14 protein-coding genes are annotated in these 14010 nt (G+C 32.2%); 9 read left to right on the top strand and 5 right to left on the bottom strand.

Annotated elements, in window-relative coordinates; all coding sequences use genetic code 11:
* Positions 1–153 precede the first annotated feature (153 nt).
* Positions 154–1032, top strand: coding sequence for a succinate--CoA ligase subunit alpha (sucD, locus tag NH26_RS09325; RefSeq protein WP_044221448.1), 879 nt, complete (start codon positions 154–156; stop codon positions 1030–1032).
* Positions 1033–1140: 108 nt separating this feature from the next.
* Here sucD and NH26_RS09330 read toward each other — a convergent pair whose 3' ends face one another.
* Positions 1141–1878 carry an OmpA family protein gene (locus NH26_RS09330; protein ID WP_084812117.1) on the bottom strand — a complete coding sequence of 246 codons (738 nt, stop codon included), beginning with the start codon at positions 1876–1878 and terminating at the stop codon, positions 1141–1143.
* A gap of 194 nt (positions 1879–2072) precedes the next feature.
* On the opposite strand from NH26_RS09330, the gene NH26_RS09335 reads away from it, so the two are divergent.
* The 3 genes from NH26_RS09335 to ccsA (NH26_RS09345) all read left to right on the top strand — a co-directional run bounded on the left by NH26_RS09335 (position 2073) and on the right by ccsA (NH26_RS09345) (position 7139).
* A complete protein-coding gene (locus NH26_RS09335; RefSeq protein WP_044221442.1) occupies positions 2073–3074 on the top strand; it encodes an OmpA family protein in 1002 nt (333 codons plus the stop codon).
* Between the two features lie 37 nt (positions 3075–3111).
* Positions 3112–4290, top strand: coding sequence for a LysM peptidoglycan-binding domain-containing protein (locus NH26_RS09340; RefSeq protein ID WP_044221438.1), 1179 nt, complete (start codon positions 3112–3114; stop codon positions 4288–4290).
* 248 nt (positions 4291–4538) lie between these two features.
* On the top strand, positions 4539–7139 hold the full coding sequence (ccsA, locus tag NH26_RS09345) for a cytochrome c biogenesis protein CcsA (RefSeq protein ID WP_044221435.1): 2601 nt from the start codon (positions 4539–4541) through the stop codon (positions 7137–7139).
* A 261-nt stretch (positions 7140–7400) separates the two neighbouring features.
* Here ccsA (NH26_RS09345) and NH26_RS09350 read toward each other — a convergent pair whose 3' ends face one another.
* A complete protein-coding gene (locus NH26_RS09350; protein WP_044221430.1) occupies positions 7401–8378 on the bottom strand; it encodes a hypothetical protein in 978 nt (325 codons plus the stop codon).
* A 232-nt stretch (positions 8379–8610) separates the two neighbouring features.
* On the opposite strand from NH26_RS09350, the gene NH26_RS09355 reads away from it, so the two are divergent.
* From NH26_RS09355 to NH26_RS09370, 4 genes are read left to right on the top strand one after another with little or no spacing between them, the layout of a single operon-like run.
* Positions 8611–9285, top strand: coding sequence for a heme exporter protein CcmB (locus NH26_RS09355; RefSeq protein WP_044221427.1), 675 nt, complete (start codon positions 8611–8613; stop codon positions 9283–9285).
* Between the two features lie 18 nt (positions 9286–9303).
* Positions 9304–9969: a cytochrome c biogenesis protein CcsA gene (ccsA, locus tag NH26_RS09360; protein WP_044221424.1), complete on the top strand. Its 666-nt coding sequence runs from the start codon at positions 9304–9306 to the stop codon at positions 9967–9969.
* Positions 9970–9979: 10 nt separating this feature from the next.
* A complete protein-coding gene (locus tag NH26_RS09365; protein ID WP_044221421.1) occupies positions 9980–10231 on the top strand; it encodes a CcmD family protein in 252 nt (83 codons plus the stop codon).
* Positions 10232–10237: 6 nt separating this feature from the next.
* A complete protein-coding gene (locus NH26_RS09370; RefSeq protein ID WP_044221419.1) occupies positions 10238–10651 on the top strand; it encodes a cytochrome c maturation protein CcmE domain-containing protein in 414 nt (137 codons plus the stop codon).
* Between the two features lie 239 nt (positions 10652–10890).
* Here the strand turns inward: NH26_RS09370 and NH26_RS09375 are convergent, their stop codons facing one another.
* The 3 genes from NH26_RS09375 to NH26_RS09385 form a co-directional block, all read right to left on the bottom strand.
* Positions 10891–11631, bottom strand: a complete 741-nt coding sequence (locus NH26_RS09375; RefSeq protein WP_044221416.1) for a cytidylate kinase-like family protein — start codon at positions 11629–11631, stop codon at positions 10891–10893.
* Between the two features lie 84 nt (positions 11632–11715).
* A complete protein-coding gene (locus NH26_RS09380) occupies positions 11716–12054 on the bottom strand; it encodes a hypothetical protein (protein WP_044221413.1) in 339 nt (112 codons plus the stop codon).
* Positions 12055–12067: 13 nt separating this feature from the next.
* Positions 12068–12691, bottom strand: a complete 624-nt coding sequence (locus tag NH26_RS09385; RefSeq protein WP_044221410.1) for a peroxiredoxin-like family protein — start codon at positions 12689–12691, stop codon at positions 12068–12070.
* Between the two features lie 151 nt (positions 12692–12842).
* Between NH26_RS09385 and NH26_RS09390 the strand changes: the two genes are divergently transcribed.
* Positions 12843–13988 carry a DUF4421 family protein gene (locus NH26_RS09390; RefSeq protein ID WP_044221406.1) on the top strand — a complete coding sequence of 382 codons (1146 nt, stop codon included), beginning with the start codon at positions 12843–12845 and terminating at the stop codon, positions 13986–13988.
* The last annotated feature ends 22 nt before the right edge of the window (positions 13989–14010 follow it).

Consider the following 14010-nt stretch of genomic DNA (forward strand, 5'->3'; position numbering starts at 1 on the left):
ACGTCTGAAAAACCGTTTTTTCACATATATAGCGATAAAACAATGACAATTTACCAATAAAAAAGGTGATCTTTATTTATTATATCATCTAATTGTATAAATTGCGTTCAGATAGGTAATATTAATATTTACTAACAAATAACCAACACAACCATGAGTGTATTGGTCAATAAAGACTCAAAAGTAATTGTTCAAGGATTTACAGGATCTGAGGGCAGTTTTCACGCCGAGCAAATGATTGCATACGGCACAAATGTAGTTGGAGGTGTAACTCCAGGTAAAGGTGGTCAAAAACATCTTGACAGACCAGTTTTCAACACAGTTGCTGATGCCGTAGAACAAGCGGGAGCAAATGTTTCAATCATCTTTGTTCCACCAGCATTTGCTGCGGATGCCATTATGGAAGCTGCAGACGCGGGTATCAAAGTAATTATTGCAATTACTGAAGGTATTCCTGTTGCTGATATGGTTAAAGCTAAAAATTACTTGCAAGGAAAAGATGTTACTCTTATTGGACCTAACTGTCCAGGTGTCATCACTCCAGGTGAAGCGAAAGTTGGTATTATGCCAGGTTTCATCTTCAAACCAGGTAAAGTAGGTATTGTATCTAAATCAGGTACATTAACTTATGAAGCTGCTGATCAAATTGTAAAAGCTGGATATGGCGTTTCTACTGCCATCGGTATTGGTGGAGACCCAATTATTGGTACATCTACTAAAGAAGCTGTTAAATTATTAATGGCTGATCCAGATACTGAAGCTATTGTAATGATCGGTGAAATCGGTGGTAACTATGAAGCAGAAGCTTCTAAATGGATCCAAGAACAAGGTAATCCAAAACCAGTAGTTGGTTTTATTGCAGGACAAACTGCCCCTAAAGGTAGAAGAATGGGTCATGCAGGTGCTATTGTTGGAGGTGAAGACGATACAGCTGAAGCAAAAATGCGTATTATGGAAGAGTGTGGAATCGCTGTTTCAAAATCGCCAGCAGATATTGGGGAAACTTTAGCTAAGCTTTTAGTAAATGCTTAATTAAGATCTTCAATTATACAAAAGAGGCATTCTCATTTTATATGGGAATGCCTCTTTTATTATGTTTATCTTTTATTGAATGTACTAGCTAAAAAATCAACTAGGTTATTAATTTCTAGAAGTAACTATTTCTTTATGTAGGACAATTTCAATTCTTCTATTTTCTAGATGTTTATTTCCAGAACATTTTACTCCATTACCGCAATCATTTAGTAATTCTTTTTCTCCTACACCTTCTGCAGATATTCTTTTTCCAACAATATTTTTGTCGATGAGTACTTTTCTAATATACTCAGCTCTCTCTTGTGTCATTAATTTATTGTAGCTTTCAGCTCCTCTTGCATCAGAATGAACTCTAATACGAATACTTACAGTTGGATTTTTTGAGAGTAATTCAGTTAAAAAATCAATATGCTGATCTCCCTCTACAACATTATAAGTATGATTCACTTCAAAATTTAAATCAGATAAAATATAGGGAGTGTCAAATCTCACCTCGCTAATATTAAATGATACTTCCACTAATTGCTCTTCCAAACCAACAGTTGTGATATTATGTTCTTCTTGATCGAAATACAAGTCTTTTGTTCCATGAACTATATAATTCGATTCATCTTCTAGTGTAACCACAAATTGACCTTCATGATCTGTGTAAATTGTTGTCTTGGCACCACTTTTGATATTTTTGATACAAACTTTAACACCTTCAATAGTACTTCCATTGTCACTGTCAATGTAAATACCTTTCAAGGTATACTCTTTATTACCACTAGCCATCACATTAATATTAATGACTACCATTAAACAAAAGAGACATATTTTAAGTATTAATTGAGTATATCGCATAAACACCGTTCAATAAGGGAGGAAAAATTTTGATTTGGAGTAAGTTTCAAATATACAAACTTAAAACGAATGTTAACAACATTGTATTGTGTAATAGTTTGACTTTTCTTACTCTTGACTAAAAAAATAAATTTTAATAAGATGGTGGTATAGTAAAGCAAAAAACAATATAATGATCTTTAGACTTTAAAACATTGACACATAAACATTACATACTGATCTCATTTTTCATCTTTTTTGTAAATACTCTTACGTGTACAACAGTTTTTGCTTTAGAAAAAATCACATTAGTAGGCACCGTTTACAGTAACAAAAACAAACCTATAGAAGGAGTTGACATCCAAGTATTTAAGTTAAATAAAGAATCGGAATCTTCCAAAAAAGTCTTAACATTAGTCTTTAAGACAACGACAAACCAAGAAGGGAAATTTTATGTTGATTTAACTAATAAAGATAATTTTGAGATTTATTGTTCTAAAGAAAAGTGGACAAGTACTACACCTCAAATATCTGTAGTTACATCTGAAATGCAGGGCAATCAAAAAATTAGTATTCGTCAGACTATGATTAAAAAGAATGAGAACCCTAGTATTAAGATCAACAATACCAATTATCAAAGCACGTCTATCACTTATGAAATCATTGATGTAAAAATGGGAACATCATTTATATATCAAAATAACTTCGAAGAGTTCTACTTCAACGTTCATCATTTTGGTGAATACAGAGTGTATGCCTCATCACCCAATTATTTAAGTCCATTTTATCAGAAATTAATTATTGATAACGACAAAGAATATAAACTTAATTTAAAGTTTAATGAGGATAAAGTTAACAAGTTCTTGACCTACCCTTTTGAAGTCAATACCGATATTATTACCTCTAGTTCTAAAGATGAATTAGATCAATTAATAAGTGATTTAAAGAAAAAACCACAATATATGATAGTTATCAGTTGCCATACTGATTCTAGGGGAGATGATCTTTTTAATTTAAAATTGTCCCAAAAACAAGCAAATTCTCTTAAATTGTACCTTATATCCCAAGGCATTTCTGAAAAAAGAATAGAAGCTGAGGGTTTTGGAGAAAAGTTATTGGTGAATGAGTGTAAGAATAATGTAAAATGTTCTAACTTAAAACACCTTGAAAATAGAAGAATAGAGTACAGGTTTAAAAAATGGATCGACAAAAGTTAATCCATTATTTTACGGTACAAGATGTAGACAACTTAACATGACCGTTAAAACTAAACAAAAATACACTTTAGGGTATTCATCATCAGATAGTAACGCCACCTATGTATGGCTAGATGAACTTAGTAAAGATAGTCTTTATTTGGGAGGAGGACTGTTAAATGACGCCGACGACCAAAAAAAACAAGCCATAAATTCCGCTTTTAAAGAAAGTAACAAACCTCAAGTAGCATTACATGAAGCTAGTAAAACAATACAGAACTTTGCATGTAACGACTATGTTTTAATTTACTTAAAAGATCGTAGACTATGGCACAGTAGAAATGGTCAGATAAGAGTTTTTATTTATAGAGAAGGACGCTTTTTATCACCCCCTCATACTAAAAACCCTACTATTGCCACTCCTTTTTTATTAAATGAAGAAGATCAAATTGTTATTTGCAATGCTTCATTGTTATTCGAAACTCCTCCAAAATCTCTAAAAGATATTTTCTCTACTTCTTTACCTCAAGAAGCTGCAGAAGGATTAATACAAGAAACAAAAGAAGATCTATCTTTTGTAAGTATACTTCCTTGTGAATTTTTGATAGATAATGTACCCAGTAGAAATAGAGATAAGGCATTACAAGAGGTATTCCCATTCGAAAAAGAGGCTGATCAGGCATTACAGAACCCTAATCAGAAAAAAAATCAGATTTACAATTTCGTAGGATTTGCACTTTTTACATTGCTTGTCATTTTCATGTATCAGCAAAATAAATGGGATTGGGAATCTAAATTAGAAGAAAAGGAAGTTGAGATAACTGAAATACAAAAGGAAAACAATAAGTCTAAAAAAATTATTGAAGCTTTTCAGAGATATCAAAATCAACATATACAATCTATTGCCCAAAGAGATTTTGATGTTTTTGATAATGAAAGGTATAGAATGTATGCCTTGTTTAGGGATGCTAGAAAACGATTTTCTAGAATTGAAATTGCAGAAAAATTTAATATCTACAATCCTTTAGCTATCGAAGCAAAAATTGTCATGGATGAGAATTGGTACATCGTCCCTGTCAAAGGAACTCACTTGGTTCAAAAAGGAGAGACACTCAATAAAATTGCTCAATTATACTATGACAATGAAAAAGAAGGCATCAAACTCATACAAGAATTTAACCCTCAAGTAGTTGAAGGACATTCAGTCTTCTTACCTTTTGAAAATGAACTAGATTAAGTTACTTCAAAAAACACCTCTTAAATAAGTCTTTTTATTATAATCTCATTATATAAAGTTAAAGAAGTAATTATCTAACCTATTTTGTACTAAAAAAGCTATAAACATTTTTTACCTTTGTAGTTCTTTGAACAAAATCACATTTTTTAAATTATTAATGGATAGAGGATATATCTATAGTATTTAGGAAACGATAATACATTAGTAATTTTAAATAATTCATCCATTAAAGATCAAACAACAATTCGATGATTCACTCTTTCGTTGGTGAGTTGGGGCATCTCATGATTATAATAGCATTTGTTAGTGCTATTTTATCTGCTATCGCCTACCGATTTACCGCTACAGAAACAGATATAGAGGAAAAACTACGTTGGAAAAAATTAGCAAGAGCTACTTTTTATATTCACGGCATCTCCATATTTACAACAGTGTGTACTCTCTTCTTTATGATATTCAATCATTATTATGAATACCATTATGTTTGGAGTCACTCTTCTAATAATTTACCTGCCTATTATATTGTTTCCAGTTTTTGGGAAGGTCAAGAAGGTAGTTTTCTTGTTTGGACTTTTTGGCATGTGCTCATAGCATTATTCCTTATCAAAAAGTCTGGAGAATGGGAATTTAATGTAATGTTTATCATTGCTGCTGTACAAGCCTTTCTTGTATCTATGGTATTAGGAATTACAATATTTGGTTCAAAAATTGGCTCATCTCCATTTATTCTACTTAGAGATGCAATAGAAGCTCCGGTATTTTCTTCAAACCCTAATTTTATTCCTGAAGACGGAACAGGTCTTAATCCTCTACTTCAAAATATTTGGATGGTTATACACCCTCCTACTTTGTTTATGGGATTTGCTCTAACGTTGGTTCCTTTTGCTTTTGTTATTGCTGCTTTAATCCAAAGAGATTATCAAGGATGGATAAAAGCAAGTATGGGATGGGTTATTACGGCAATTTCTGTTCTAGGGATAGGTATTATGATGGGTGCCTATTGGGCCTATGAAACCTTAAACTTTGGTGGTTATTGGAATTGGGATCCAGTAGAAAATGCTGTTTATGTACCTTGGTTAATTCTTGTATCGGGACTTCACCTTATGGTAATTCAACATAAAAGCTTTGCGGCATTAAAAAGTGCAATGGGCTTAATTCTTGGTGCTTTTATATTGATATTATACTCTACATTCTTAACAAGATCTGGAGTTCTTGGAGAGGCATCGGTACACTCATTTACCGATTTAGGTTTATCAGGACAATTATTATTATACCTGGTATTCTTCTCTGCAATCGCATTTGTGTTATTTGTCTATAGAATGAAAGATATGCCTTCTGATAAAAAAGAGGCTTCTGCTTATAGTTCAGAATTTTGGATATTTATTGGTGCTACAATTCTAGCTTTGATGAGTTTCCAAGTAATTGTACCAACATCCTACCCTGCTTTTAATGCACTACTATCCAATATTGGTATTGCCTCTAATCTAGCCCCTCCTGCAGATGCAGTGGAGTTTTATACAAAATTCCAGTTATGGTTTGCTGTTGGTTTAGCTTTAGTCTCAGGAACTGCACAATTCTTTTTCTGGAAAAGGATAGATAAAAAGAATGTATTTACCATTCTTACAACTCCATATATTATCACTTTAGTAATTACTGCTACCTTGATATTAATGGGTAATGTACATCAACCGACCTACATTATCTTACTTACAGCATCTATATTTAGTTTAGTAGCTAACCTAATCGTAATTATTCAATTTACTAAATTAAAAATATCGATTTCTGGTGGTGCTGTTACTCATATTGGTATAGCTCTAATGCTAATTGGAATTCTTAGTTCTTCAGGTTTTGAAGAGATAATTTCGTTAAATATTAGCGGGAAAATATACAATAGTGAGTTTCCTGAAGAAATGAATAAGGAGAATGTACTTCTCTTTAGAGGTCACCCAAAAAGAATGGGGCAATATCATTTAACTTATAAAGGACCAAGATATACTTCAAAAGAAATTCCAGGTTACTTTAATAAAGAATCAGTTAAACAATTAGCCAATGATCCTTATCGAGCTGTTGTGGTTGAGGATATTGTAAAAGACGGAAAAACCTTAGCAGAAGTAGGTGATGAAATTCAGATTTATAACGAAAATGTCTATTATGAAATAGAATATGTTAGTGATCAAGGAAAATCATTCTCTCTCTTCCCTAGAGTTCAAGATAATGAAGCAATGGGACCTATACCTTCTCCGGATATTAAGTCGTTTTGGAATAAAGATATGTACACTCATATCACTAACCTTGCTGTAAGTGATGATGAGATAGAATGGAGTAAGCAAGATCCTCTTAAAATGTCATTAGGTGATACTGTCTTTTTAAATGACTATGTTGTTGTTTTTGATGGAGTAAAACCTCTTGAAAAAGCACCTGGGTATGTTATTAAAGAGGGTGATGTAGCACTTCAAGCTAATTTAAGAGTACTGCTCGGAGCAAATAATAGTATTGACCTTAAACCTTCATATATTCTAACTCAAGTAAAAAGAATGGGTATTGATGGTTTAGTTAATGACTGGGAAGCAGGTCTACTTCCATCTATCAATAGAGAATTAGGGTTAAGATTAACATTACAAGAAATCTTGCCTAAAGAAAATGCCTTTATTTTTAGTGCAGAAACTGCCCAAAAAGATTGGGTAATCATGAAAGCTGTTGAAAAACCATTTATCAGCATTTTATGGATTGGTACTATCTTGTTAGGTATTGGTACAGGAATAGCTGCAACAAGACGTTTTAAAGAACATAAAAAAAGTAGTACTAAAAAGACAACTGATACTTCTAAGAAAGAAGAGTTGACGGTATAATTACTACATATAATATATCACTAAGGCTTACTTGAGGACTCTCCCTAAGTAAGCCTTTTTTATTTATAAAAGCATTGAGGTAAATCATTCTACCTCTCTGTACTATGTATGAGGTATTTCAATACATGTATTGTACGTCTAGGGTTTATCAGTGCTTATGCACAACATAAATAATACATCTTACATAGGAGGTATAAAATCAAAAAAGCACAAGGATTAACTCCATGTGCTTTTTAATTTATTGTTTTTAAGAATGAAAAACTACCAATCTAATTCTTCTTCTTTAGTTTCAGTACCTTTCTTTTTCTTCTTTTCTTTGGCGTTTTCTTCAAACGGATCTATCTCTTTACTGTCCTCTCTTTGTTTCTTTCCAAAGACCCCATTTTTCTTTTCGATAAGATTTCCTAAAGAATCATATTGAGGAAGTTGAGATAAAGAATCAGCTTCATACTTTGCCATTTTTTGATTGTGAAGACTATCTAATTCTCTTTTAGGAATCATATAATGTTTAGGCTTCCAGATCTCATACCATTTTCTTTGAACTAAGTACATAGAATCCGGAACTAAAAAATATCCCATACGCATAGAATCTTCTCTAGCTACTAAATCTCCATATCTTTTTAAATAGACATACCCATCATACATGATGGGTGGTAATGAATCGTTCTCTACAAGATCAACGTCTTCGCTATTTTGTTCTGGCAACTCTTTAGCTACCATACTATCATCATATCCCGGTCCACCTCCAAAAAGCACATTTTCTAATGAATCACTTGAGTTCACCAAGTATATACTATCTTCAGCAATAAAGTCTATAGTAGAATCTTCTTCCACTTCTTCTGGAATAGGATTATAAGTACTACCTATGACATAATTAGGGTGATTTGAACTTCTCTGCTTTTTATCTTGATTGAATAACTTTCCATATAAACCTCCTCTCGGTTCTAATAAGCCAGTCCATTCTTTTTCCCTAGATGCAAAAATTTCTTCTTCTTTTGCTGTTGAATCATCTATAAAGTAGCCTACATAAGATACAGATCCTTTCACTTCCATGGTAGAGTCATCCCCTAATGGTAAAAAGTAATCTTCATCGGGATTAGGTGCCTTTTTTACATAATACAAACTATTTGGATCATCTTTTTGATAAAACACAGTGATGTAAGCTGGGCACACTTTAGGCACACAGGCTTGCAAAACAAAGCAAAAAACAATACCAATATAAACTAAAGTTTGTTTCATAAATTTGATTGCTTCTTCTAATTCACTCTCTTTTAATATAGATTTTTATAGAAGAAAACTAATTTTCTTGAGTTCACACTCACCTTACTATACAATAGGTAAAGTAATTTTCGAACGTTAAATATATATACTAAGTATGAGTGCTACATATAAAATGCCAAAAAAAATCATATTTCCTTAGAATTGGATCTATTACTGTTTTTTTGGTAATTTGCACACATAATAATCAGATATGAATTCTATATTTTCCGAAATAGGTATACTCCTTAAAAAAGACTCGACACTTGAGTGGAGAGAAAAGACGAATTTAAATGGCCTACTTTTATTTACCGTAAGTACTGTTTTTGTTTGTTACTTAAGTTTCAATCAAAAAAGCGTTCAATTATCTCCTATAACATGGAATACTTTATTTTGGATTATTCAATTATTTGCTGCCTTAAATGGCGCTAGCAATAGTTTTACAAAAGAAGCAAAAGGACGACATTTTTATTATTACCAAATGCTTAGTCCACAAGCTATCATCATCTCTAAAATAATTTATAATGCTATTTTAATGATGAGCATTTCTTTTATTGGATTAGGTGTTTATTCTGTGGTACTCGGCAATCCTATTCAAGATATGCCTCTCTTTTGTTTTGTAGTAGCTTTGGGAGGATTTGGATTCTCTTCTTCATTAACAATGGTAGCTGGAATTTCTTCTAAAGCACAAGGAAACAGTACGTTGATGGCGGTATTAGGACTACCTGCAATTTTGCCAATGATCCTAATGCTCATTAAATTATCTAAAAATGCTATAGATGGAATAGCAAGAAGTCAGAGTATGGACGAAATACTTGTTATATTTGCCATCGATATAATAATAGTAACAGTATCTTTTCTACTTTTTCCTTATTTGTGGAGAAGTTAAACAATAATAAACAAAATAATGAAAGGCGCTTGGTGGAAAATCACGGCTGTGATTTTACTTTTTTACACGCTTGTAGGGGGACTTTTACTTAGTGTTCCTCGTTTAGACATTTTAAATGAAACGATCAGAAACCTATACTACCATGTTCCAATGTGGTTTGGGATGATGTTAGTCCTATTAGGTTCAATGATCTATTCTATTAAATATCTAAGATCAAACAACCTTCATGATGACTTATGGGCTTCTGAATTAACCAATACAGGTATTCTATTTGGTATTCTTGGTATCGTTACTGGAATGATATGGGCTACATTTACATGGGGAGAACCTTGGAGTAATGATCCTAAACAAAATGCTGCCGCTGTAGGTTTACTTTTTTACTTTGCCTACCTAATTCTTAGAGGCTCATTTAAAGATGATGATCAAAAAGCGAAAATTAGTGCTATTTATAACATTTTTGCTTTTGCTGTATTCATACCTCTTATCTTTGTATTACCTAGGTTAACAAGTTCTTTGCATCCCGGAAATGGAGGCAACCCTGGTTTCGATCAATATAAATCAGATAGTAATTTAAGACTTGTATTCTACCCTGCTATTATCGGATGGACACTCTTAGGTGTTTGGTTTACTCAATTAAGAGTAAGAATGAAGAAAGCAGAGGATAAAATTTTAGATATCGATTAATAAAAGAACAATGAAAAAGTTCATCAACACTATATTACTAAGTATTTTTTCTTTGACATTTGTAAGTGCTCAAGAGAAAATTCAGATTACGGAAAAAGATTATTCTAATTTTGGAGTAGAGATGGCAGATGCCCTACATGCGAATGGAAAAATCTATGTTGTAGTAGCTGTAGTAGCTGCTATTTGGGTAGGATTTATGGTTTACTTATTCTTAACTGACCGTAAGATCACCCAATTAGAAAAAATGATTAACGATAAATAAAACACTATGAAAAGGTCACATATATTCGGACTGATCATTATTGCCATAATGATTAGTATTTTAGTAGTGACTGCTGGAGATGCAAGTCAATACGTCGATTTTACAGCAGCACAAGAATTAGCTGATGATGGCAATGACAGTAAAGTTCACGTTATCGGAGAACTTCAAAAAGATAAATCAGGTAATGTTATAGGTATTCAATACGACCCTATGAAAGATGCCAATTACCTTGCATTTAACTTGGTCGATGAAAAAAATGAAATGCGTAGAGTAGTATGTTACTCACCTCCTGCATCAATGAAAGATTTTGAGAAATCTGAAAAGGTTGTTGTCATTGGACGTACAAAAAATAGTGAAGAATTTATTGCTTCAGAGATTCTTATGAAGTGTCCTTCAAAATATGAAGAGAAACAACTTTAAAAGAATTCACTTTTGATAATTAATCAAAAAAATGAAAGGCAACACAGATATTTAATCTATGTTGCCTTATTTTTTTACAGGCTTTATTTTTCCCAATTCAAAAGTCTGCAAGAAGAATGTTAATTAGTCATGTTGTCCTTGCGGTCTATTCTATTGATCATATTGGTATGAATCTTTCAATCCATACTACATTAATATAGCTAAGTTGTGCATTGCTCGATATTCTATTTTTATAAGTTTTAATGGGCTATTTTCATTTTCTCTTGTTCACGTTTTATGTCTTTCACTTTAGCACTAGCAAAAGACATTAAGTAATCTGCTAATGTTCTATCATCTAATCTAGAACGGTCTATTACTGTTGTATAAGACTCAGATTTACCTTTATGTACATGGTCGAGAAAGTCATTTCTTAATTTGGCATTTTTAAGCATTTTCAGTTTAGCATCTTGATAACTTAGACCATGATTATCCATAATCTGAGCTATTCTAAATTGAAATGTACTATTGATTTTTATACGCAAAGCGTTGGACAATTCTTGAGCATAAAATCCTGCTCCTCTTCCTAAGATCACTACATTTCCTCTCTCGAAATAAGCATTTAATACCGCTTCAAGTGCGTGATCTAGGTGTCCATCTAATTTATTATAACTTGGGCTAAAGGAATGAATGAGTTGTTCTACTAATCCTTTTTTTTCTTGAGGTACATACTTTGCTATGTCCTTATATTCAAGAGATAATTCTTTTGATAAGTCTCTAACAATAGAGGTATCAATTAGTATCCACTTTTTATGTAGGAGATCAAAACCAATTTCTTCTTTGTTAAGCTTATTAACCAACATCTGACCCACTTTTCTAACAGCAGATCCGTATTCTCGAGAAATAGTTATGATTACACCTTTACGCTTTGGGCTAGTAATACTGGAGCCAGCAAAATCCAACTCCAGTTTTCTAATGAATTGATCTAAAATATTGGTTTTCATGACAGTAAGATTTATCGGTGTGTTATTTATTAATAGTAATTTACACACTTATAAACTTTTATTAACTGATCATGATCACCGTATTTAGGTGATCTTATCTAAAATGTATTTTCCAATTTCTTCTTCTGAAGTATAAATTTCAACCAACAAAGGATTCAAAAGTCCATTGACCATAGGAGGTACTTGATCTTCAATCTCTGGGTTTTCGTCTTTGATAAATTGTTCTTTATATCTTTCTATCAACTCTTGTTGTTTTTGGTAAGCACCTGCTAATTTAGCGAAATTAAAACCAGCTCTTTTTAAGTACAATAACCTTGTATCATTTAATTCACTGCTTTTTAAGCCCATAAGGTAGCATCCTAAATCTTCAGAGATAAAACTTCTTCCTCCTAATTTTTTTTCTTCTTCGTCTAACAATTTCATATTTATATATTATTTATTCACTACCCATTGTTTCTGCTGCAGTAACCAATAAAGAAGAACTAATACGTTTTTTAAAGTTAGGGTTAACATATTCGAAACTTATTTCTCCATTAGTTTTCACAAAAAATACTGCAGGAACAGGTAGCATATTATGCTTCTCTCCGGTTGTTGTTACGATGTCCATTCCCATATTAGAGAACTTCTTAAACATCTTATCGTCTAGTTCAAAGGCTAAACCAAATTTTTTAGAGGCTTCCATATCGCTATCAGACAATAACATGTAATTCATCATGTGCTTATCATACGTTAGTGCTAAATGATCTGGTGTATCCGGAGATATAGCAATTATTTGATAACCAATACTCACCAAGTAATCAGATATTTCACCCAGTCCAGAAAGTTGTCTATTACAATAGGGACACCATCCACCTCTGTAAAAAATAAGAACAGTTGGTTTCTTTTTTATTAGTTTTTTTAGATCAACAGGATTACTGTCAACATCTCTAAGGGTGACCTCAGGAACATACTCACCTATTAATAATGGTGAGATATCATTTGCACTAGATGGAATATTTTGAGCAGAAAGTGAAAATGAAGTCAATATGATGAATGAAAGAGTAATAAAAAAGTGTTTCATTATTTGATGTGATTAGTAATTAATTCAATTTGTTTGAGTCATAAAATTCAATAGCAAGATAGAAAAAAGTATTCTATTTTTTTTATTAAAAGGTCTATTGAAGTAACTTCATGTAAGATCAGTTATACTTCATTCATATCATCGACGAATTTTGAGATTAATTATCACCTTAATTCTTATATCTATAAATTTCACAGCTATTTGTCAGAATACTGCTGATTCTTCCTACATTGATCATTCTTATATCAGACATATCAATGATAAAGTAAGTATCAGTACTTATTTTTCTAATGCAAAACTTAATCTTTTATTTAATAATTACCCTCCCAAAACTTGGTTTGATGACAATGGGGTTGTCCGAAGAGAGCGACCTAAAGATATTTTATATACACCTAATAACAGTTACTTAATAGGTCTCGGATTTGCGTTTGGTAATCTTGGAATTAGAGCCTCTATTCAAACTCCTTATTCACAATATGATGAAGGAGTTTATGGAAAATCAAGTGTTTTTAGATTAGGGGCTGATGGATTTATCAAAAAATGGTATTTGGATGCAGAATATTACCGTTACTCAGGCTTCATAGATAGCTCTGTAAAAATGTATGATAGTCTTCAGACAGAACCAGGCCCTTTGATTAGAGACGATATTATTACACGATCTATCAATTTACAAGCAGAGAGATTTACCAACAATAAATTTAGTTACAAAGCTGTTTTCAAACAGAAAAAGATACAATTAAGAAGTGCTTTTACTACTTATTACAAAATACGATTTCGCTCCGAAAACTATTCTGGTTTAACACCCTTTCTTCCTCCATTAGCAAGAAATCCTGATTCTAAGTATGGTACGATGACCAACCTAAGAATGAATGACCTTACAGCTATTGGTGGTGTAGCTGGAGTACTCGTATACAAAGGGTTTTATATTGGAGGACTGTTGGGCTTAGGTGTAGGAGGACAACATCAGGCATTTACTTTAGATGGTGGAAGTGACTCTCAATTTTCTTTTTTACCTGCAATGGATTTTAAAGCTTCCGGAGGATATAATACAGAAAGGTTATTCATTACTGTTCAAACTAATACTGAAGTTACTTACTCTGCCTTACCTCATACATTAGATCAAGAGTTTTTAGCCATAAGCTATTTTACCAGCTTTGAATTGAACTGTGGTTATCGATTTAATATGGGACCAAAACTAAATAATACAGTAAAATGGGTAAACCGAGTAATTAACGATACAGCAAATATGATATTCTCTGGAGGAAAGAGTCATCAAAAAAACTCAATTAATCAATAGGCATAAAAAAAGGTAGCCTTTA

It is taken from the genome of Flammeovirga pacifica (genome assembly GCF_000807855.2).
Classification (GTDB): Bacteria; Bacteroidota; Bacteroidia; order Cytophagales; family Flammeovirgaceae; genus Flammeovirga; species Flammeovirga pacifica.